The sequence below is a fragment of the Diplocloster modestus genome, assembly GCF_019042245.1.
Classification (GTDB): Bacteria; Bacillota; Clostridia; order Lachnospirales; family Lachnospiraceae; genus Diplocloster; species Diplocloster modestus.
Window position 1 is genome coordinate 11,981 of the sequence record NZ_JAHQCX010000028.1, and the last position, 21,217, is coordinate 33,197.

General features: G+C 49.8%; 20 protein-coding genes. 1 reads left to right on the forward strand and 19 read right to left on the reverse strand.

Annotated elements, in window-relative coordinates:
- Positions 1-90: 90 nt before the first annotated feature.
- The 13 genes from KTH90_RS23955 to mtaB all read right to left on the reverse strand — a co-directional run bounded on the left by KTH90_RS23955 (position 91) and on the right by mtaB (position 12,546).
- Complete coding sequence (locus KTH90_RS23955; RefSeq protein ID WP_158355557.1) at positions 91-1,434, reverse strand: extracellular solute-binding protein; 1,344 nt, start codon at positions 1,432-1,434, stop codon at positions 91-93.
- Entirely contained in the window at positions 1,431-3,266 is a 1,836-nt protein-coding gene (locus tag KTH90_RS23960; RefSeq protein WP_158355556.1) for a glycoside hydrolase family 13 protein, read from the reverse strand. The genes KTH90_RS23955 and KTH90_RS23960 overlap by 4 nt, the downstream gene beginning before the upstream one ends.
- Positions 3,267-3,268: 2 nt before the next feature.
- Positions 3,269-4,300 carry a LacI family DNA-binding transcriptional regulator gene (locus tag KTH90_RS23965; protein WP_158355555.1) on the reverse strand — a complete coding sequence of 344 codons (1,032 nt, stop codon included), beginning with the start codon at positions 4,298-4,300 and terminating at the stop codon, positions 3,269-3,271.
- Positions 4,301-4,804: 504 nt separating this feature from the next.
- Positions 4,805-5,425, reverse strand: a complete 621-nt coding sequence (sigK, locus tag KTH90_RS23970; RefSeq protein ID WP_158344652.1) for an RNA polymerase sporulation sigma factor SigK — start codon at positions 5,423-5,425, stop codon at positions 4,805-4,807.
- Positions 5,426-5,516: 91 nt separating this feature from the next.
- The gene (locus tag KTH90_RS23975) at positions 5,517-6,812 is read right to left on the reverse strand and encodes a peptidase U32 family protein (protein WP_158355554.1); all 1,296 of its coding nucleotides are present in this window, start codon (positions 6,810-6,812) and stop codon (positions 5,517-5,519) included.
- A gap of 26 nt (positions 6,813-6,838) precedes the next feature.
- Positions 6,839-7,531: an O-methyltransferase gene (locus tag KTH90_RS23980; RefSeq protein ID WP_158355553.1), complete on the reverse strand. Its 693-nt coding sequence runs from the start codon at positions 7,529-7,531 to the stop codon at positions 6,839-6,841.
- The gene (locus KTH90_RS23985) at positions 7,528-7,923 is read right to left on the reverse strand and encodes an endolytic transglycosylase MltG (protein ID WP_238727568.1); all 396 of its coding nucleotides are present in this window, start codon (positions 7,921-7,923) and stop codon (positions 7,528-7,530) included. Before KTH90_RS23985 ends, KTH90_RS23980 begins: the two co-directional genes overlap by 4 nt.
- A gap of 13 nt (positions 7,924-7,936) precedes the next feature.
- A complete protein-coding gene (locus KTH90_RS23990; RefSeq protein ID WP_158355551.1) occupies positions 7,937-8,284 on the reverse strand; it encodes a YlbF family regulator in 348 nt (115 codons plus the stop codon).
- A 67-nt stretch (positions 8,285-8,351) separates the two neighbouring features.
- On the reverse strand, positions 8,352-10,016 hold the full coding sequence (locus KTH90_RS23995) for a ribonuclease J (protein ID WP_158355550.1): 1,665 nt from the start codon (positions 10,014-10,016) through the stop codon (positions 8,352-8,354).
- Between the two features lie 41 nt (positions 10,017-10,057).
- Positions 10,058-10,324: a DUF1292 domain-containing protein gene (locus KTH90_RS24000; protein ID WP_158355549.1), complete on the reverse strand. Its 267-nt coding sequence runs from the start codon at positions 10,322-10,324 to the stop codon at positions 10,058-10,060.
- Positions 10,325-10,332: 8 nt separating this feature from the next.
- Complete coding sequence (gene ruvX / locus KTH90_RS24005) at positions 10,333-10,752, reverse strand: Holliday junction resolvase RuvX (protein WP_158355548.1); 420 nt, start codon at positions 10,750-10,752, stop codon at positions 10,333-10,335.
- A gap of 17 nt (positions 10,753-10,769) precedes the next feature.
- Complete coding sequence (locus tag KTH90_RS24010; protein ID WP_158355566.1) at positions 10,770-11,033, reverse strand: IreB family regulatory phosphoprotein; 264 nt, start codon at positions 11,031-11,033, stop codon at positions 10,770-10,772.
- Between the two features lie 202 nt (positions 11,034-11,235).
- Entirely contained in the window at positions 11,236-12,546 is a 1,311-nt protein-coding gene (gene mtaB, locus KTH90_RS24015) for a tRNA (N(6)-L-threonylcarbamoyladenosine(37)-C(2))-methylthiotransferase MtaB (RefSeq protein ID WP_158355547.1), read from the reverse strand.
- Between the two features lie 139 nt (positions 12,547-12,685).
- On the opposite strand from mtaB, the gene KTH90_RS24020 reads away from it, so the two are divergent.
- A complete protein-coding gene (locus tag KTH90_RS24020) occupies positions 12,686-12,919 on the forward strand; it encodes an HPr family phosphocarrier protein (RefSeq protein ID WP_158355546.1) in 234 nt (77 codons plus the stop codon).
- 69 nt (positions 12,920-12,988) lie between these two features.
- On the opposite strand, the gene thiI is transcribed toward KTH90_RS24020, so the two are convergent.
- The 6 genes from thiI to dnaK form a co-directional block, all read right to left on the reverse strand.
- Entirely contained in the window at positions 12,989-14,167 is a 1,179-nt protein-coding gene (gene thiI, locus KTH90_RS24025) for a tRNA uracil 4-sulfurtransferase ThiI (protein WP_158355545.1), read from the reverse strand.
- Between the two features lie 150 nt (positions 14,168-14,317).
- The gene (locus KTH90_RS24030; RefSeq protein ID WP_238727569.1) at positions 14,318-15,475 is read right to left on the reverse strand and encodes a cysteine desulfurase family protein; all 1,158 of its coding nucleotides are present in this window, start codon (positions 15,473-15,475) and stop codon (positions 14,318-14,320) included.
- 33 nt (positions 15,476-15,508) lie between these two features.
- Positions 15,509-16,270 (reverse strand): 16S rRNA (uracil(1498)-N(3))-methyltransferase, encoded by a 762-nt coding sequence (locus KTH90_RS24035; protein WP_238727570.1) that lies wholly within the window; start codon positions 16,268-16,270, stop codon positions 15,509-15,511.
- Positions 16,271-17,224, reverse strand: a complete 954-nt coding sequence (prmA, locus tag KTH90_RS24040; protein ID WP_158355542.1) for a 50S ribosomal protein L11 methyltransferase — start codon at positions 17,222-17,224, stop codon at positions 16,271-16,273.
- Positions 17,225-18,109: 885 nt separating this feature from the next.
- Positions 18,110-19,252, reverse strand: coding sequence for a molecular chaperone DnaJ (dnaJ, locus tag KTH90_RS24045; RefSeq protein WP_158355541.1), 1,143 nt, complete (start codon positions 19,250-19,252; stop codon positions 18,110-18,112).
- Between the two features lie 77 nt (positions 19,253-19,329).
- A complete protein-coding gene (dnaK, locus tag KTH90_RS24050) occupies positions 19,330-21,198 on the reverse strand; it encodes a molecular chaperone DnaK (protein WP_158355540.1) in 1,869 nt (622 codons plus the stop codon).
- Positions 21,199-21,217 lie beyond the last annotated feature (19 nt).

Below are 21,217 nucleotides of genomic sequence, written 5' to 3' on the forward strand. Positions count from 1 at the left end.
GGGCTGTCACAGACGCCGGATCCATCCGCCGCCTGTGCCGTTCTTTATCCGGTTTGGCCCGCCCCGGTTAACTGCAGTCAATTACACCTGCTATTCCGCCAGCAGTTTATCCATTTTAGCTGCCAGATCGTCCAGCGTTTTTTGTGCGTCCGTCCCATCCTTTATGATTGATGTCATGGCGTTGGTCAGTTCGTTGTCGATTTCCGACCAGGACGCTACCGGAGGACGTGCCTTGGCGGTCTGAATGGCATCCAGGAACGGCGCGAAGTCCGCGTTCTTCACTGCGTCGTTCTCCAGCGCAGTCTTATTTACCGGAATCTGCCCGCATTTTGCCATTTCCACTTCCGCGAATTCACTGGTCATAAACTGCATGAACTTCCAGGCGCCTTCCTTATTCGCTGTCTTGAACATGGCGATGTCCTCGCCGCCCAGCACAGATATGGAACCGCCGTCGCCCGCCGGCATCTCGCAGGTCCCGTATTTGAAATCCGGATACCCGCCGGCCATCTCCGCCGTCTTCCAGGGGCCTTCTAACAGCATCATATAACGCCCGGTGCCAAACCCGTCGGTCATCGGAATATCTCCGCTGTTAAAGCCTGTAAACTCTTTGTTCTTATACATGTCGGCCAGCATTTTGACCGCCTTAACCGTCGCTTCACTGTTCACATATCCGTCAGCCTTGGTAAAATTCTCATCCGTGATGGATCCGCCGTAACTCCATATATAAGGAAGTACGTTCCATCCGGACAGGGCCGGCTCATCCAATCCCCACACCTGCTGTCCGTCTTTATTCTTTCCGGAAAGTTTTTTTACCGCGTTCACAAAGTCGTCCATGGTTTTCGGCGGTTCCAGACCGGCCTCTTTGAATGCTTCCTCGTTGTAGAACATAATCTTGGAATTCGTATTCAGGGCCAGCGCGTAGTAGTGATCCTTGATCTTGGCGGTACTCATCGCACTTTCCAGCAGGTTCCCGCCGACGGTACCAAAATCACTCATCTCCTGATCCAGCGGAACAAGTATATCCATCTTCTGGAACTCCGGCACCCAGGCGATATCCAACCGGGCCACGTCGGGCAGTGTGTCGGAGCTGGCGCTCACCAGGATCTTATCGTGCAGGTCCGCCCATTCATGAGAAACCGCGTTCACCTTATACCCCGGATTCTCCTCCTCAAATTTCGGGATCAGCACCTTGGTCAGTGTCTCGTTCTCCTTCGACTGGGCGCTGTAATGGTGCCAGAAGTTGATAGTGACCGGTTCCGCGGGCGGCGTTTCCGTACTCTTAGGAGTCTCTGCCGGCGCAGTGTCCGCCTTGGGAGGCGTTGTCTGTGCCGGTTCCGGGTTCGAAGCCGCTTTTTCCCCACATGCCGAGAGCGTGAAAGTCATCATGGCTGCCAGTGATAATGCCAATAGTTTTTTAATACCCTTCCCTTTCATACTATTACACCTCTTTTTTGAAATATTTTTATGGAATATGCTTCCAGTTCCACTTTGATCAATCCCCGGTATTCCGTCATGTCACAGTTCGTATACCGGCTGCTGTCCCCGTTCTTTCCGGTCAATATCTCTTCGGTTATTATCTTCCCGCCATCCAACAGGCCGGTCCACTCCCCTTCATACGGAAGCGGCACCTCCATCTCAGCCGTGTCCGGGGATGCATTTATTACTACTGCAGTAACCTCATCCTCTGTCTGTCTGAGATAACCGTATAGTTTTTTCTCATCCGATATCAGATTCGCGCAGAAGCTTCCCCGCTGCAGGGACCCGGAGGAATGGCGAACCGCGGCCAGTTTCTTATACCATAACCGCAGCTCTGCATCCTGCCGTTCTTCCTCCCATATCATGGCCTGCCGGCACAGCGGGTCATTGGCTCCGGTGACACCCACCTCATCCCCGTAAAATATGGCCGGGCAGCCCGGGAATGTCATCATGACGGCGGCCGCCAGCTTAAGCAGCCGTACCTGTCCGCCGCACTCGTACAGGAAACGGGCCGTATCGTGGCTGTCCAGCAGGTTATACATCCGCAGGCATACTTCTTCCGGATACAGAGCCAGCATCCAGTTCAGCCTTCCGTCAAATTCCGATACCGTGATACGCTCACGCGCGATAAAGTCGGTCACCGCATCCTTGAACAGATAGTTCATAGCGCTGTCCAGCCGGTTGCCGTTTAAGATTCTTCCCGCGTCTCCCCAGGTCTCTCCGATCAGCAGAATATCGGATTTCACCTGCCTTAATTCCCATGCAAACTGTTCCCAGAAGCTGGTAGCCACCTCGTCGGCCACATCCAGCCGCCAGCCGTCCGTATCAAACTCCCGGATCCAGTATTTTCCCACTTCGATAAAGTAACGTCTGGCCTCCGGACAGTTCAGGTTGATCTTCGGCATCCATTTATAATGGCCCACGCAGTCATAGTTAGGCGGATCGGTCCGTACCGGATAAGAATCGGCATAAAACCATTCCCGGTACGCCGACTGCTCCCCATGAACCACAAAATCCTGAAAAAAAGGAAAATCATAACCGCAATGGTTAAATACCCCGTCCAAAATGATCCGTAATCCCCTGTTATGGGCTTCATCCACCAGTTGACGGAAAAGGTCCGCCGAACCAAACCGGGGATCCACCGAATAATAATCCACCGTGTCGTACATGTGGTTCGACATGGCATGGAATATGGGGGTAAAGTAAATACAGGTGGCGCCCAGATCTTTTATGTACTCCAATTTCTCAATGACCCCTGCCAGATCCCCGCCCATATATTCCTCACGGTTGGGGACACTTCCCCAGGGCACCGTTCCCGGCGGGTCCAGCGACTTGTCTCCGTTGCGAAACCTCTCGGGGAAAATCTGATAATATACCTGGCTGCTGCTCCAGTCAGGCGCCCGGTAGCCGTCCCCTTCATTGGGCCACAGGAATTCAAAATAATGTTCCTTCATACCGGGCTTATGATCCAGGAAACCATTTGGACCGTACCAGTATACGTCCGCCCCCTTCTCCAGCCTGAAACAGTAACGTACGTAAGCGGCCGGCCCGGAGAACGTGACTTTGGCCCTGTAATAATCCCGGCAGCCGTCCCGCAAAGAACAGGTCATTTGCAGACAATGACGCGCTTCCTCCTCTTCCTCTGTGCGATACCAATACTGAAGCTCCACCCGCTCCAGATCGCCCCGGGCTGCGGACATCTGGCACACCAGCGTATGCCGTGATTCCGGATAAATATACTCCTTCGTGGGACGATGAAGCACGGCAGCTTTGTTCAACACTTCTCTCACATCTATTCCTCCTCGGATTCACGTTCTGTGGATGCCCTGCCGATTATTTTCGTAGAAAGCAGTACCTGCCGGAAACTGGTCTCCGGCTCCTCGATCTGCTGAATCAGAATCTCCGCTGCCTGACGGCCCAGTTCGAAGGTATCCACATCTAAGCTGGTAATAGGAATGTCCGCCAGTTCAGTAAGCGGCGTATTGTCAAAGCTTACGATTCCAAAATCACGGGGAACCGCCACACCGGCCGCCTTCGCCGCTCTAAGCGCCCCAAGGGCCAGCCTGTCATCCCCGCATACCACGGCGTCCGGCCTGTCTTCCTGCCGCAGCAGCCCCAGTACGCATTCCCTGCTGTCCTCCACACCCGACAGGCCATGGCATATAAGTTCCTGCTTAACATCCATCCCGCCTGCGGACACTCCCCGGCTGAATCCCGTCAGCCGGTCCTGGTTAAACTGTTCCTTATCGTTTCCGTACAGAAAGGCTATATTCCGGTATCCTTTTTTTATCAAATGACGGACAGCCAGCGCCCCGCCCTGGGTGTTATTGATATCCACCCAGCTGGTCTCGGTACGGCCCTCATCCAAATGTCCCAAAATTACCGACGGGAATCCCAGATCATTAAGCTTCTCCAACAGACTTTCATCGGCCATGGAGATCGGGATAACAATACCGTCGATCTTTTTTCCCAGCACAAGCTTTTGTACCGGTGAGATCTCGTCTTCCACCGACTTCTCATTGGTGATCATGAGGTTATAACCGTTCTCATGGGCAGCAGTCTCAATGCCGAATACCGTATTGTTGAAAAAGTTGTTCGCATAAGCCCGGACATCCACCACGTCGATCACCAAGGCAAAGGCACGCGCGCTTCCGTTTGCAAAGCTTCTGGCTACGTCGTTGGGCACATATTCCAATTCTTTCATCGTGTCCCAGATCCTCTTCCGGGTCTCTTCCGATATCACCCCTTTGTTGTTCAACACTCTGGATACCGTCGAGGCAGACACTCCCGCTGCCTGTGCCACATCTTTAATCGTTACTGCCATCCTGCTACCTCCTTTTATGCAACCGGTTTATTTATTATTCCTTTTATTTTTGCCATATATTGTTTAATCCATTATTTTTTATATGTATTTTGTATATATTTTATGATTTTTATTAAATATTTTCAATATATATAATATTTTTAATGCAACCGCTTGCCTTAATTTAAAAATATCACACACGAACCTTCTTGTCAAGAAAAACTACCTGAACTTACACCCGATTACACCCAATAATTACTATTCACGGCAAACCGGGAGGGGCTGGCACCTTTCGGCAGCAGAGCCGGGCCTTCCGGCAGCAGAGCCGGGCCTTCCGGCAGCTGCGTAAAGAAAGGGGCCTGTCCCCGGATGCCGGACTCTTCAAGAAAAGCACCTGATTGGAGTTATCCAGTCAACATCCGGGGACAGGCCCCTCCTATTCAAACCATCAAAAAAACTTACATCAAAACAACTTGTGCAAAACAAAAGCCGGCCTCAGGGTATCCGCCCCAAAGCCGGCCTTTCTCACTCCAGTAGTTTGCGGAGTTTTGCCAATGCATTTTTTTCAATTCTGGACACATAAGAACGGCTGATTCCCAGCATTTCCGCGATTTCCCGCTGCGTCTTCTCCTTCTGATTATAGAGTCCATATCGCAGCTCTATCACCATCTTTTCCCGGGGAGTCAAAGTCTTCTCCAGAACCTCATAAAGTTTCTCAATATCCTGTTTCAGATTCACCTTATCCGTAACGCTCAATGTATTATGTTCAATCACATCCAGCAGATTCAGTTCATTCCCCTCTTTATCCGTCCCAATCGGTTCATAAAGGGAAATTTCCTTAGAAGATTTTTTCTTAGAGCGGAGGAACATGAGAAGTTCATTGTCAATACAGCGGGCCGCATAGGTAGCCAGTCTGCTTCCCTTACTCTGGTCATAGGTAGATACCGCTTTGATCAACCCTATGGTGCCAATGGAGATCAGATCCTCGGGATCATCATCCAGATGCTGATATTTCTTAACAATATGAGCCACAAGCCGCAAATTCTTTTCGATGAGCAGATCTTTTGCCTCCGGATCCCCCTGCTGGTACTTTTGCAAATAGTATTGTTCTTCTTCGGCGCCCAGCGGTTTTGGAAATGTTTTCACACAAAAGCACCTCATAGCGGAATTATTACAGTTTATGTGTCCAACTGTCCATTAGTGCCTTTCCAAGTGAAATGTTTTATTTGTACAATCTTTACTCCTCCCGCCTGAGGATATCAAAGGGTTCCGTCTTCGCAGACAGCTCAACATGAAGGATCTGCTTCGGATGGGGCGCGCTTTCCACAGCCGCTCCGGTTTCATCATAAATAGCCAGGACACGGGCGGGGAGGTTCTCCCCTCCGGGTTTCATGACTTCGATGGTTTCTCCCACGGTAAACTTGTTTCTTTGTTCCAGGATGGAACGGCCGGCTTCGTCGTGGGCGTTTACGATGCCAAGGTAGGTGTATTCCTTGACGTAGGTGTTGTTGTCGTAGATCTGGGATTCTTCATCAGGCCTGCCGAAAAAGAAACCAGTGGTGAACTGGCGGTAGGTACAGTTGGAGATCTGGTCCAGATACCAGGGCATGTTCTGCTGATATAAATCCGGCGACGTCAGGTAGTCGTCGATGGCTTTTCGGTAGGTTCTGGCTACCGTGGCTACGTAGAGAGCGGTTTTCATGCGGCCTTCTATTTTAAAGCTGTCGATTCCGGCTTCTATTAGTTCGGGGATGTGCCCGATCATACAGAGGTCTTTGGAATTGAAAATGTAGGTGCCTCTTTCGTTCTCGTAGACGGGCAGGTACTGCCCCGGGCGGCTCTCTTCCATGACCGCGTATTTCCAGCGGCAGGGATGGGTACAGGCTCCCTGGTTCGCATCACGGCCTGTGAAATAGTTGCTGAGCAGACAACGGCCGGAATAGGAGATGCACATAGCTCCGTGAATGAAGGTCTCGATTTCCATCTCTTTCGGGATATGGGCCCGGATTTCCCGGAGCTCGGATAGGGAGAGTTCTCGGGCGGATACTACGCGTTTGACCCCCTGCTCATACCAGAATTGGTAGGTTCCATAATTTGTATTGTTTGCCTGGGTGCTGATGTGGATTTCGATCTCAGGACAGATTTTTTGGGCGATGCAAAATACTCCCGGATCTGCGATGATTAAGGCATCCGGCTTGATTTCTTTTAGTTCCCGGAAATACGCTTCCACTCCGGGGAGGTCCCCGTTGTGGGCAAGAATGTTGGCGGTTACGTATACTTTGACACCGTGAGCGTGGGCGAACTGAATTCCCTGTTTCATGTCTTCCATACTGAAATTTTTGGCTTTTGCCCGCAGGCCGTAGGCTTCACCTCCGATGTAGACGGCGTCGGCGCCGAAAATCACTGCAGTTTTTAATACTTCAGGACTGCTGGCAGGTATGAGTAGTTCCGGCCTTTTCCTTGCGGCCGGTTTGGATATGGGTAGATCTGGTACTTTTCTGGTTTCCGGTATCGGTGGTTCCTGTTGCTTCATGGTTTTTGTTATTCCTTTCACTTCGCTCAGGCAAATCCTCTTTCATTTCTGCCCTTTCCTTCGGATGCGTTTTCATGCGTCTTTCTGCAGCTGACCGCCACCCCGTCTCCCAGAGGCAGGATGGTTGTCACCAGCTCCTGATGGTGCGTCAGCTGGTACAGGTATTCTCTCATCCGGGTATGGATGGTTCGGTCCCGGCGCTCGATGGCGTAGCGGGACTGGATGATGCTGCCTTCCTGCAGTACGTTGTCAGACACCAGGAGCCCTCCGGCGGCCAGAAGCCGCATTACTTCGGGCAGAAAATTCAGATACTGCCCTTTGGCTGCGTCCATAAACACAAAATCATAAGGACCGTTAAGGGTCCTCATGATCTGCTGTGCATCGCCGGGCAGTAAGGTGATCTGCTGCTCCCGGCCCGCTTTTTTTATATTTTCCCTGGCTATGGGAATTCTCTTTTCATAGTTTTCTATGGTGGTAATCCGGCATGTCTCCGGGGCATACTCACTCATCAGCAGCGCGGAAAAACCGATAGCCGTACCGATCTCCAGGATCGATCCGGGCCGCTTTAAAGTGACCAGCACCTTTAGCAGGCTCTGGGTTTCTTTTCGGATCACCGGGACGTATGTCTCTCTGGCCGTTTGCTCCAGCTGCTCCAGATAGGCCGGATTGCCGGAATCAAGAGAATTCAGATAGGTTATCAATCGTTCGTCTACTATCACTCTTGCTTATCCTCTTCCTCTTCTTCAGCGCTATCTCCCGCTAATATGGCCAGCATATCGGAAAGAGGCATGGAGGTGTTCAGCGTATAGGTACCCGGCTGTATCTTCCCGGAATACTTGGACAGTTTCTCCCTTACGACAAACGTCCACTTTCCTTCCACCAGACCTTTGCTTTCCAACATCTCACCCACATCACCGGAAGAATCTCCCTGTTTTACCACAACCGTCACCTGACGCCCCGGGGGCGGGTCCATCGTACGGTTGGAAAATACGGACAGGCCAAAGTCAAAAGCCGCGCGTCCCAGATAAACCAACAATAAGATAACCAGGGCTATTATGATAATCCGAAGAGCCATTTTCATCGTCGCCAAAGCTGCTTTTTTCGAATCCATCCTTTTGTACCTCCTACAGAGCAGTCTCATCCAGGAACTGAAGGTCCAGATCTACACTGTCTAAAATTTCCCGGTATACTTCCTGGATCATGTGACATACCAGCAGCTCCGATGCCAGAAATTCCCGCATGAGGGGATTTTTTCGTATTCTGGCATACTCCTCCTGTAAACTGTCAACTTCGTCAAACAGGTCGATACCGTCCTGATTCTGTATAATATAGTATCTTCTCCGCCATTCCTCGACTTGATGCTTTAATTCCGGGAACTCATCCAGACTTTGTTTCGCGCGCTCAAACCGCTGGTATTCTTCACTGTTTACGATGGCGTTCTTTAATTCTCTTAAGCAATCTGCAACAAGCATTTTTTACACTTTCCTACATGCGTGCGGTCTCCACACGCACATATAGGTAGATGTGAAAATTTTATTTTCACACTTCCATAATGATCGGTAGAATCATGGGACTGCGTTTGGTTTTCTTCCAGAGATAGTCGCTTAAGGAATCCCGGATCATGGTCTTCATCTTACTCCAGTCCGTAATCCGCTTCTCCATACACGCATCCAGCGCATCATTTACCACATGTCTGGCTTCCTCCATCAGATCCTCGGACTCCCTCACATAGACAAAACCTCTGGAGACAATATCCGGTCCCGACACTACCTGATTATTGTATTTTTCCAGCGCCAGCACGACGATCATAATTCCATCCTCTGCCAGATGCTGCCGGTCTCTCAATACGATGTTTCCCACATCTCCAACGCCCAGGCCATCTACCAGGATGGCACCGGTCTGTACGTGGTCCACCACTTTCGCATCTTCCTGATCCAGTTCCAACACGTCGCCGGAGGACAGGATCTTGATATTTTCCTTTGGAATTCCAAGGTTATAGGCGATTCCCGCCTGCGCTTTTAAATGCCGGTATTCACCGTGTACCGGAATCGAATATTTGGGCCGTACCAGGGAATAGATCAGTTTTATCTCTTCCTGGCAGGCATGTCCGGATACATGGGCATCCTGGAAGATCACATCCGCGCCCTTCATGGACAGCTCATTAATCACCTTGGACACGGCTTTTTCGTTTCCGGGAATCGGGTTGGAGCTGAAGATCACAGTATCACCCGGCTTAATGGATACCTTTTTATGAATACTGGCAGCCATTCTGGACAGCGCCGCCATGGATTCTCCCTGGCTTCCTGTCGTGATCAGCACGGTCTGCTCGTCGGCATAATTCTTCATCTGCTCGATTTCGATCAGTGTCTTATCCGGAATGTTGATATAACCTAATTCCGCGGCCGTGCCGATGACATTGACCATGCTGCGCCCCTCTACCACTACCTTCCGGCCGAACTTGTAGGCAGAGTTGATGATCTGCTGCACCCGGTCCACATTGGACGCGAAGGTCGCTACGATAATTCTGCTGTTTTTGTGCTCCGCGAATATGTTGTCAAAGGTCTTGCCCACCGTGCGCTCCGACATGGTAAAGCCGGGCCGCTCCGCGTTGGTACTGTCACACATCAGGGCCAGTACGCCCTTTTTGCCGATTTCGCCGAACCTCTGTAAATCTATAGCATCCCCGAATACGGGAGTATAATCCACCTTAAAGTCTCCGGTATGAACGATGGTTCCGGCCGGGGAATAGATCGCCAGTGCGGAAGCATCTGCGATACTGTGATTGGTTTTGATAAACTCGATCCGAAATGCACCCAGGTTAATGGATTGTCCGTGTTTTATAACTTTTCGTTTGGTTCCCTTTAACAGATTGTGTTCTTTGAGCTTATTGTCGATGAGTCCGATCGTTAATTTTGTCGCATAAATGGGAGCGTTGATTTCCTTTAAAATGTAGGGAAGAGCCCCGATATGGTCCTCATGGCCGTGGGTAATTACAAAGCCTTTTAATTTATCAATGTTGTCCTTCAGATACGTGATATCCGGGATGACCAGGTCGATTCCCAGCATATCGTCCTCTGGGAACGACAGACCGCAATCCACCACAATCATACTGTCTTCGTATTCAAAGGCAGTAATGTTCATCCCGATTTGTTCCAGGCCTCCTAAAGGGATGATCCGCAATTTGCTGTTGTTTTGTTTCTTCAAAAAATAGCACCTCCAAATTTTTTTAATTTACGCTCTTTTGTTTACCTTTCGATGGTAACGTCTTCCAGAAGCTCTTCGAAGATTCTGGATACATACGTCAACTCCTCATCATCGTCCACGATTTCATACAGGGCTTCCGCATCCTCACTTGCGGACAGATCCTTTAAAATATAGCAGGTACCGTCTTCCTCTTCGTCCTCCGTGTCAGTAACCAGAAGATAGTCCACGCCACTTACTCTCGTCTGTTCCATGATGAAAAATTCCACGTTTTCCTTTGTGTCTTCCATTGTGAAAATGATTTTTTCCATATAAGCTCCTAATGCAATGTATTTAAATATCCTTGTAGGATTAATACAGCCGCTAACCGGTCGATGTGTTCTTTCCTGTCCTCTCTGCGCACGTTCCCTTCGATCAGGGCCCGTTCCGCTTCCACCGTGGTGAGACGCTCGTCCCACAGGATGACAGGAAGTCCTGTGCGCCGCTTTAACATCTCTGCGAAATCCAGAGATTTCTGTGCGCGGTCGCCCACCGTGTTATTCATATTTTTGGGGAAACCCAGAACTATGGACTCTACCCCGTATTCCGTGATCAGTTCCTCGATTCTGGCGCAGGTCCTGCGCAGCTTATTCTCAGTCTCTCTTCTGATAATCTCGATTCCCTGGGCAGTAATTGAGAGAGGGTCGCTTATGGCCACCCCAACAGTTTTGGAACCGAAGTCCAACCCCATTATCCGCATAACATTCTCCCTCACCGTTATTCCAGATGGTTATTTTTGATATAGGATTTTAACAGCGCTTCCACCAGCTCGTCCCGTTCCACCTTCATAATCAGGCTTCTGGCATTCTTATGGCTGGTTATATAAGTCGGGTCGCCGGACATGATATAACCCACGATCTGATTCACCGGGTTATAGCCCTTCTCCGTCATCGCCTCGTACACCTTATTTAAAACATCCTCTACCTGCAGTTCCGGCTCAGTCTGAACTTTAAAATATCTTGTATTACTGAGATCCTTCATTCTTTCCTCCATGCGTGCATGATCCAGCACAACCAGGCGCAGGGCAAGCATCTTCTGCTCATCCTCTGCCTCTAACGCCTCACCTTTGTCCGGGAAAATATACACCATTCTTCACGCTTTAAACCAAACTTTACCCTTATTCTAATATATACCAGATGAAAATTCAATGTCTATTTTATTGTCGTAAACAGGAACCGGCGTTTTACACAAATTCCGCCAGCATGATTTCGTCCGTCAGAAAGCCTGTCACCCGCGCCAAACGCAGCTGGTTGGACAGTTCATTTTTACTCTTTACGGCAGCTCTTACATATTCCTTTGTATGTCCAATCTGATAGATTTCTCCACTTATCTCTGTCATTTCCTCAAAGAGTACCTCCTGGGTCCTGCCCAGGTAATAATCCCGGAAAGCCCTGGATTTCTCCCTGTTTAGAGACAGCAGTTCATTGCTGCGCACGGCTTTTACCGGTTCCGGAATCTGTCCCTCCATCACCGCCGCTTTGGTTCCCTGCCTCCTGGAGTATTTAAAAATATGAGTTTCATAAAACGAAACTTTTTCCAAAAAGGCCCGGGTCGCTTCAAACTCCGCTTCGGACTCCTGCGGGAAACCTACGATAATATCCGTTGTCAGCGCCGGATGCTCAAAATATTCCCGGATCAACTGGCATTTTTTAAAGTATTCACCGGTTGTGTAGTGTCTATTCATCCGTTTTAGCGTTTCATCACAGCCGCTTTGCAGCGACAAATGAAAATGGGGACAGAATTTCCGGCTCTTAGAGAGTTCCGATACGAATTCTTCCGTGATAATCCGGGGCTCCAGTGATCCCAGCCGGATGCGCTCAATTCCTTCCACTTCCTGCACCCTTAAGATCAGATCCAGCAGCGAGGAACACGGGTCAAAATCCACTCCATAAGAGCTCAGGTGTATCCCGGTCAGAACGATCTCCTGATATCCTTCGGACGCCAGACGTTCCACTTCTTTTATCACGTCTTGCATTTTACGGCTCCGCACCCGCCCTCTGGCATAGGGAATGATACAATAACTGCAGAACTGGTTGCAGCCATCCTGCACTTTTAGATAAGCACGTGTATGTTCCGTGGTTCTGCCAAGGGTTAATTCCTCGTATTCCTGATCCGCGGCTATATCGGTGATGCATTCTGCAGCCTTATGATCCTGCTCCCACTCCTGAAGAACCCGGATCAGATCTTTTTTCCGGTTATTGCCTATCACCAGGTCCACGGCTGCGTCCTGTAAAAGTTTCTCACCGGCCGCCTGTACATAACAGCCCACCGCCACCACACAGGCGTTTGGATTCTTTGCCTTTGCCCGGTGTAACATCTGCCTGGACTTGCGGTCCGCGATATTGGTTACGGTACACGTATTGATGATATAGACATCCGCGGGCTGTGTGAACGGAACGACCTCATAGCCGTTTTCCTCCAGCATCTGCTGCATGGCTTCCGTTTCGTATGCGTTTACTTTACATCCTAAATTGTGCAATGCTACTCTTTTCATAACAATCCCTTTACTGCTGTATAATCAAATTTATCAAAATTGACGAATAATCCCGATTTTCTTTGTATGTTTGCGTATTGACTTTTCCATACCCCGACGGTAAGATGAACATATAAAAAATATATGGGAGGTTTTTCCAATGAAAACAGTAAGAATTTCTTTAAACTCCATTGATAAAGTGAAATCTTTTGTGAATGACATCACTAGATTTGATAACGATTTTGATCTGGTTTCCGGAAGGTATGTAATCGATGCGAAATCCATCATGGGTATTTTCAGCCTGGATCTGTCCAAACCGATCGATCTGAACATCCACGCAGAAGAAAATATCGATACGATTCTTGCAACGCTTGCTCCTTATATCATCGAGTAAGATGCCTGCTTTTGTAAGAAGAAGGGACATGCACCTCGCTATGGACAGCGGGGTGTTTTTTTGCCCCTGTCAGCTAACAATCACACACTCCGCAGTCTCGATCGCCTGAGCCACCATTTCCTCAATCTTTTCCTCCAGTTTCTTTTCCGAACGCTTGATCACCGGAATACTGGGCTTCGTGACCGGATGTTTCGCCACAAAGATTGTACAGCAATCCTCATAAGGCTGAATGGAGGTCTCAAAGGTACCTATTTTCTCAGCGATGTCAATGATGTCCTGTTTATCAAAAGCGATCAGCGGCCGGAACACCGGCATGGTACACACTTCGTTGGTAGCCGCCAGGCTTTGAACGGTCTGGCTCGCCACCTGTCCGATACTCTCACCGGTGATCAATCCCAGCGCCTCATTTTTGCGCGCCAGTTCCTCCGCGATCCGCATCATATATCGCCGCATGATGATCGTCAGCTCGTCATGAGGGCATTTATCATAAATATACAACTGGATATCCGTAAAGTTCACCACGTATAAATAGACAGGTCCCGAATACTTGGCTACCTGCGAGGCCAGATCCACCACTTTTTGTTTGGCCCGCTCACTGGTATAGGGAGGTGCATGAAAATAAACGGCGTCAATCTTCACACCGCGTTTGGCTACCATATAGCCTGCCACCGGACTGTCGATTCCTCCGGATAACAAAAGCATACATTTCCCGTTGGTTCCCACCGGCATTCCGCCTGGCCCGGGTATGATTTCGGAATAAATATAAATTTTCTCCCGGACTTCTATGGTCAGCATAATCTGAGGGTTATGGACATCCACATGCAGCTGCGGATAGGCCTCCAGAATCCGGTGTCCCATCTTAGCATTGATCTCCATGGAATCCATCGGATAATTCTTTCTGGCCCTGCGTGCGCATACTTTGAAACTCATATTCTTATCCGGGTAGACATCGTCCATATAGGCCAGTACGTCCTGTGCGAGCTTATCAAAGCCCTCGTCCTCCACACATACGGTGGGACAGATCCCCACAATGCCGAACACCCGCTGTAAGGCTTCTACAGCATCGTCATAGTCATAATCCTGCGGACATGCCACATAGATGCGTCCCTGTTCTTTGGATACCTTAAATTCACCTTCTACGGGTTTTAACGCATGCCGGATCTGCTTTACCAGCGCGTCCTCAAACAGGTAACGGTTTTTCCCCTTAATTCCGATTTCCCCGTATTTTATCAGAAATGCCTGATACATCTTATTCTCTCCTTATGAAACATTACTTTTATTTCCTGCTAATATGTTTCCTGCTAATGTATCTCCTGCTGCTTTATTTTCTTCTATCTTTTATTTTTTGCTATCTTGTATATTTATGATATACCCGAATTATCACCTTCCCCGCAATACTTACCTGCGGGTATATTTCTTCAGCTTGGGTATGATTTCCTGCAGCTTTTCGATACAGTAATTCACCTCGTCCACCGTGGATTCCAGATGGAAGCTGAACCGGATCGCCGATTCCAGCTGATCTTTGTCCAGGCGGATCGCAGTCAGGGTCGGACTGACGGCATGCTTCTTACCGGCTGCACAGGCACTTCCGGCAGATACATAGATCTCATACTCTTCCAGCGCATGCAGCAAAACCTCACTGCGCACCCCCGGAAAACTGACGTTAACGATATGGGGAGCGCTATCTTTACCGACAAGACCGTGAATGACCGCGCCCTCTATCGTTCCGATCCCATTGACAAAAGCCTGCTTCACCGTGTAAAGCCGCTCGATTTTCTCATCAAAACCGGTATACAGCTCTTTTACCGCTGCACCCAGACCGGCGATACCCGTGGTATTCACTGTGCCGGAACGCATCCCCTCCTGCTGTCCGCCGCCGTAGGAGATCGGTTTGATTTTCACCTTATCATTGACGTACAGAAAGCCCACACCTTTCGGGCCATGTATTTTATGGCCGCTGGCTGACAGCAGGTCGATTTCCAGCTTTTTCGGTAAAATACGATATTTTCCATAGGCCTGTACCGCATCCACGTGGAGTTTGGCCTTCGGTGCTTTTTTATGAACCAGCTCCGCGATATCCTGAATGGGCTGTACCGCCCCGATTTCATTGTTCACATACATAACCGAGACCAGAACCGTCTCTTCATCAAGGGCCGCTTCCAGCGCATCCATACGCAGAATCCCGTCCGCATCCACCGGTATATAGCTGGCCCGGAAACCGTTCTCTTCCAGATACTCCATGGCAGCCGTTACGGAAGGATGTTCCACCGCTGAAGTAATCACATGATTCCCGGATCTGCGGTTGGCCATAGCCGTTCCGATAATGGCCAGATTATTCCCCTCCGTGCCTCCGGACGTAAAAAAAATCTCCTTCGCGTTGACTTTTAGATTTTTCGCTAAGATATCCCTGGCATCTTTTACATAATTCTCTGCATCCACACCCTTTTTGTGCATGGAGGAGGGATTGCCGTAATCGGTCATCATTGTCCGGATCATGATCTCTTTTACAGACTCATAGCAGCGGGTTGTTGCCGAATTGTCAAAATAACATTCCATAGGTTCCTTCACCATCCTTGTTTTTGCCTTATCTTAGTTTATCCCAATTGCGTCATTGCATTCCAACTGGAACATTAAAACGGAAAGAATGGCGAGTCCGGCGGTCTCCGTTCTCAAAATCCGTTTGCCGAGGGATACCGCAGATGCGCCTAAGCTGCAGGCCTTTTGTACTTCGTCTTCTTCGAATCCGCCCTCCGGACCGATGAAAACACCTACAGACTGGCCTGTTCTCACAGCCTGGAGTAATTCCCTGCTTTCCGCCATGCCCTGCGCATGTTCATAGGGAATAAAAACATGATCCATGCTCTGTGCATAGGCCAGGGCATCCGAAAACTTCATCAGCTCTTTGACTTTCGGAATTACCATTCGGCCGGACTGTTTCGCCGCACTCTCCGAAATGGCATTCCAGCGTTTTAACTTACTCTGTTCTTTTTTGGCATCCAATTTCACGACCGTTCTTCGGGTACCGACTGGAACTACCTCCGACACACCCAATTCCACTGCCTTCTGGATGATCAGCTCCATTTTGTCGCTTTTGGGCAGCCCCTGGAAGAGCGTGATCCGGCAGGGCAATTCCCGATTTTCATCCTCTGCGGACAAAATACCAAGCCGGATACAATCCGGCTCTATCTTTGATATCTCGCACAAATATTCCCGGAACGCTCCGTCTGCGCTCACACTTACTTTTTCTCCCGGTTTCATTCGCAGCACATTCCGGATATGATTCACATCCGTTCCCAGAATCACGATTCCGGACTCCTGTATCTGCTCTGGATTCACAAAGAAATGGTACATCTATCTCTTCCTCGCCGTTACACTGACCCACTCGCCCTGATGGGTCACTTCCACAACTTCCAGTCCGGCTTCTTTCACCGTACGCACAATCAGTTCTTCCTTTACATCCAGAATACCAGAGGTGATATAGCAGGCTCCCGGTTTCATCGTTGCGACAACCACCGGTGTCAGGGGAACCAGCACTTCTGCCAGAATATTCGCCAGTACAATGTCATATTTTTCATATCCGACCGCATCCTGGATCTCTTTCTCATCGATGATATTACCAATCATCACCTCAAAGCAGCCAGATTCAATCGCATTGGCTTCCATATTTTCATGGGTAGCGTTAATCGCACAGGGATCCAGATCCGTCCCCACCGCATGCCCGGCTCCTAACTTGCAGGCGGCGATGGATAAAATCCCGCTTCCGCAGCCCAGATCCAGGACATCGATCCCCGGCCGCACATATTTCTTCAACTGCCGGATACAAAGCTGGGTCGTCTCATGCATCCCGGTCCCAAAAGCCGTACCGGGATCAATATGAATGATCATCTTCCCTTCATCCTCCGGCTTCACTTCCTCCCAGGATGGGATAATCAGAATATCGTCCACGTAGAACTGCTTAAAATACTGCTTCCAATTATTAATCCAATCCTTGTCCTCCGTCTCGGACGCTTCGATGGCGGCCTCCCCGATATCCATGAACATACGCAGCCCTTCCAGCTCGTCCTTCACTTGCACCAGGAGTTCCGTCTCATCAGTATCCTCCTCCAGATAAAAACTGATATAGGCGATGCCGTCATCCTCCGGCCCGTCAGGCAGGATATCCACAAACATCTGTTTCTTATCGTTCTCTGTCAAAGGCACCTTGTCCTCGATCTGGGCGCCCTCGATCCCCAGATCGACCAGCGTACTGATTACCAGATCTTCTGCTTCTGCTTTTGTCTTAATCGTAAATTTTTTCCATTTCACGGGATTCACCTCATATTTCGTCTTTTCCCATATTACCACAGGTCCTCTTAGAAAAACAAGAGGTAAACTTCCGCTGTGCTATTATAGGCGTTTTTAATTATGGGGAAATTGGGGGGGTTTTGGGGGTAATGAGGAGATCGGAGCGGCGGGGGGCTTTCTGGGGCCGGACAAATCTCGTGGGGGCAAATCGCATCGGCTGAACCCAAGAACGGGTAACTCCGATGGTGGGAGAACCTCGCAGGGCCTGGAACAAACTCGCCATAATACGGCTCGGACAGTGTTCCAGGCCCTGCGAGGTTCTCCCGCCATCTGCGTAACCCGTTCTTGGGTTCAACCTCAAGCGATTTGCCCCCACGAGATTTGCCCGGCCCCAGAAAGCCCCCCGCCGCTCCGATCTCCTCTCTGCTCTAAATAAGGCCGATTTCCATGGTCTATATTAAAATATTAAATAGGTTTTCTGTAAATATATAATTGAATATCTATAGCCATGTTTTATACGGGGATAGGAATCTGCAGAGGTGATGTATTATTATCGTATCGCTATAATATATTATAAGTTAAATATGATAGAACATTGTAACTTAGCTTTATGTAAGAGCAGGGAGATGAGGGGACCGAAGAGGGCTGCCGGACGGGGGCAGGGAATAACCGCAGCGGCAATTCGCTTGAGACCGGACCTTAGAACGGGTTACGCAGAAGGGGAGCGAACCTCGCAGGACCCGGGGCACTGTTTGAGCCGTATTATGGCGAGTTTGCCCCGGGTCCTGCGAGGTTCGCTCCCCTTCGCAGTTACCCGTTCTTAGGTCCGGTCGATGCGAATTGCCGCTGCGGTTATTCCCTGCCCCCGTCCGGCAGCCCTCTTCGGTCCCCTCATCTACCGGCCCTCTACTTAAACTTAAACCCTTTTCTCTTAGACTTTTCATTCCCCTCATGGGGCTGACTCAGCGTGTTTCCGTTGGCCTCGTCGAACTTGCGGAGTGCTTCCTTGGCTTCCTCGTTTAGCTTTGTGGGCACCTGAACGACCAGGGTTACATAGTGGTCGCCCCGGATGTCTTTATTTCTGAGGGAAGGGACTCCTTTGCCCTTCAGGCGTACTTTGGTGTCTGTCTGGGTTCCGGGTTTTACGGTGTAGAGGACGTCTCCGTCCACTGTGCTGATCTTGACGTCTCCGCCCAGGGCCGCTACTGCAAAGCTGATGGGGGCCGTGGAGAAGATGTTCGCGTCCTGACGCTGGAAAATCGGGTGTCTGGATACTACGACTTCGACCATCAGATCGCCTCTGGGTCCGCCGTTGGTTCCGGGTTCGCCTTTGTCCCGGATACGGATGCTCTGGCCGTTGTCTATGCCGGCCGGAATGGATACCTGGATTTTCTTGCGGTTCGCAATGTAGCCGGTTCCGTGACAATCCGTACATTTTTCCTTGATGATTTGTCCGGTTCCGTGACAGTCCGGACAGGTCTGTACATTCCTGACCATACCGAACAGGGACTGCTGGGTAAATACCACCTGGCCTTTTCCGCCGCATTTCTCACAGGTAACCGGAGAGGTACCGGGCTTCGCTCCTGTTCCGTGACAGGTGGAACAGTTATCCTTAAGCGTCAGCTCGATCTCCTTCTCACAGCCGAAGACCGCCTCCTCAAAGGTAATTCTTACACTGGTGCGTAAATTCGCCCCGCGCATGGGTCCGTTATTGGCCCTGCGGCTGCTTCTGCCGCCGCCGAACAAATCTCCGAATATATCACCAAAAATATCACCCATATCCATACCGGAAAAATCAAAGCCTCCGGCACCAGCTGATCCGTCAAAGGCCGCATGACCAAACTGGTCATACTGGCGTCTCTTTTCCGCATCACTAAGTACGGCGTATGCTTCCGACGCTTCCTTGAACTTCTTCTCCGCCTCAGTATCTCCCGGATTCATGTCGGGATGGTATTTTTTCGCCAGTTTTCTGTATGCACTTTTTATGGTAGCATCATCGGCTCCTCGATCCACGCCTAAGACTTCATAATAGTCTCTCTTGTCTGCCATATCTGTTCAACCTCTCTGTTTCATCAGGATAAGGGGAAGAGTGGTTCTTCCCCTTATATATTCCTATTCGATTTCTTTTAGATCTCTTTGTAATCTCCATCTACAACGTCATCGGCCTGATAAGAACCACCGTCTGCCGCACCGCCCATATCCGGGCCTGCTCCTGCAGTTCCGGCAGCCTGCTGTGCCTGCTCATAAACCTTAGCAAACAGCTTCTGAGAGCTTTCCATCAATTTATCTTTGGCAGCTTTCAATTCCGCCACCTGGGCTTCTGTCATCTCTTCTGCGTTTGTCTTTTCGATCAGTTCTTTCAACGAGTTGACATCTGCCTGTACCGCAGTTTTGTCATTGGCGTCGATCTTGTCACCGACCTCTTCCATGGCTTTTTCCACCTGGAATACCATGGCATCCGCATCGTTTCTGGTATCAATGGCTTCTTTACGTTTTTTATCCTGTGACTCGAACTCAGCAGCTTCTCTGACTGCCTTGTCGATATCGGAATCAGACATATTGGAGCTGGCGGTGATGGTGATATGCTGCTCTTTTCCGGTTCCCAGGTCTTTCGCGGATACATTCACAATACCGTTGGCATCAATATCGAAGGTAACCTCGATCTGAGGCACGCCGCGTCTTGCAGGCGGGATTCCGTCTAACCGGAACTGTCCTAAGGACTTGTTGTCTTTCGCGAACTGACGCTCACCCTGAAGGACATTGATATCCACAGCCGTCTGATTATCGGCAGCGGTGGAGAAGATCTGGCTCTTCTTGGTAGGGATCGTCGTGTTCCGCTCGATCAGTCTGGTTGCTATTCCGCCCATGGTCTCAATGGACAGAGACAGCGGGGTAACATCCAGCAGAAGGATTTCCCCTGCGCCCGCATCTCCAGCCAGCTTACCGCCCTGGATGGAAGCTCCCAGAGCTACACATTCATCCGGGTTCAGAGTCTTGCTGGGTTCATGTCCGGTCAACTGTTTTACTTTATCCTGAACAGCCGGGGTTCTGGTGGAACCGCCAACCAATAATACCTTACTGAGTTCAGAAGCTGTGATTCCGGCATCTCTCAACGCGTTCTTTACAGGCTCTGCGGTTAATTCTACCAGATCATGGGTCAGTTCGTCAAATTTTGCCCTGGTCAGATTCATGTCAAAGTGCTTCGGACCATCCGCTGTTGCGGTGATAAACGGCAGGTTGATGTTGGTCGTGGTCGCGGAGGACAGCTCTTTTTTCGCTTTCTCTGCAGCTTCTTTTAATCTCTGAAGAGCCATTTTGTCGGCGGAAAGGTCTACGCCTTCATTTTTCTTGAATTCTGCGATCATATAATCGGTAATTTTCTGATCAAAGTCATCGCCGCCCAGACGGTTGTTACCGGAGGTGGCCAAAACTTCAATGACTCCGTCGCCGATATCGATGATGGATACGTCGAAGGTACCGCCGCCTAAGTCGTAAACCATGATTTTCTGTTCTTTTTCATTATCCAGACCGTAAGCCAGAGCGGCAGCGGTCGGCTCATTAATAATACGCTTTACATCCAGTCCCGCGATCTTACCTGCGTCCTTGGTAGCCTGACGCTGTGCGTCATTAAAGTAAGCGGGAACCGTGATAACTGCTTCGGTAACTTTTTCACCCAGGTAGTTTTCCGCATCCGCTTTTAATTTCTGAAGGATCATGGCAGAGATTTCCTGAGGTGTATATTTCTTACCGTCAATGTCTACGCGGAAATCGCTTCCCATATGTCTTTTGATAGAGGAGATGGTCTTTTCAGAGTTGGTAACTGCCTGACGCTTTGCCGGCTCTCCAACCAGACGCTCTCCTGTTTTTGTAAATGCAACCACGGACGGTGTGGTTCTGGCTCCTTCTGTATTCGCTATAACGACAGGTTTTCCACCTTCCATAACTGCTACGCATGAGTTTGTTGTACCTAAATCAATTCCTATGATTTTTCCCATAATGATTTTCCTCCTGATT

Excerpts from the sequence above, each read along its gene's own strand:
- dnaK (WP_158355540.1), bottom strand. The coding sequence starts at position 21,198 with ATGGGAAAAATCATAGGAATTGATTTAGGTACAACAAACTCATGCGTA.
- KTH90_RS23965 (WP_158355555.1), bottom strand. The coding sequence starts at position 4,300 with ATGGCAGTAACGATTAAAGATGTGGCACAGGCAGCGGGAGTGTCTGCC.
- KTH90_RS23955 (WP_158355557.1), bottom strand. The coding sequence starts at position 1,434 with ATGAAAGGGAAGGGTATTAAAAAACTATTGGCATTATCACTGGCAGCC.
- KTH90_RS23975 (WP_158355554.1), bottom strand. The coding sequence starts at position 6,812 with ATGAAGCAACAGGAACCACCGATACCGGAAACCAGAAAAGTACCAGAT.
- KTH90_RS23990 (WP_158355551.1), bottom strand. The coding sequence starts at position 8,284 with ATGCTTGTTGCAGATTGCTTAAGAGAATTAAAGAACGCCATCGTAAAC.
- KTH90_RS24010 (WP_158355566.1), bottom strand. The coding sequence starts at position 11,033 with ATGAAGGATCTCAGTAATACAAGATATTTTAAAGTTCAGACTGAGCCG.
- mtaB (WP_158355547.1), bottom strand. The coding sequence starts at position 12,546 with ATGAAAAGAGTAGCATTGCACAATTTAGGATGTAAAGTAAACGCATAC.
- dnaJ (WP_158355541.1), bottom strand. The coding sequence starts at position 19,252 with ATGGCAGACAAGAGAGACTATTATGAAGTCTTAGGCGTGGATCGAGGA.
- KTH90_RS24000 (WP_158355549.1), bottom strand. The coding sequence starts at position 10,324 with ATGGAAAAAATCATTTTCACAATGGAAGACACAAAGGAAAACGTGGAA.
- thiI (WP_158355545.1), bottom strand. The coding sequence starts at position 14,167 with ATGTATCAGGCATTTCTGATAAAATACGGGGAAATCGGAATTAAGGGG.
- KTH90_RS24030 (WP_238727569.1), bottom strand. The coding sequence starts at position 15,475 with ATGGAATGTTATTTTGACAATTCGGCAACAACCCGCTGCTATGAGTCT.
- ruvX (WP_158355548.1), bottom strand. The coding sequence starts at position 10,752 with ATGCGGATAATGGGGTTGGACTTCGGTTCCAAAACTGTTGGGGTGGCC.
- KTH90_RS23985 (WP_238727568.1), bottom strand. The coding sequence starts at position 7,923 with ATGGATTCGAAAAAAGCAGCTTTGGCGACGATGAAAATGGCTCTTCGG.
- KTH90_RS24035 (WP_238727570.1), bottom strand. The coding sequence starts at position 16,270 with ATGTACCATTTCTTTGTGAATCCAGAGCAGATACAGGAGTCCGGAATC.
- KTH90_RS24020 (WP_158355546.1), top strand. The coding sequence starts at position 12,686 with ATGAAAACAGTAAGAATTTCTTTAAACTCCATTGATAAAGTGAAATCT.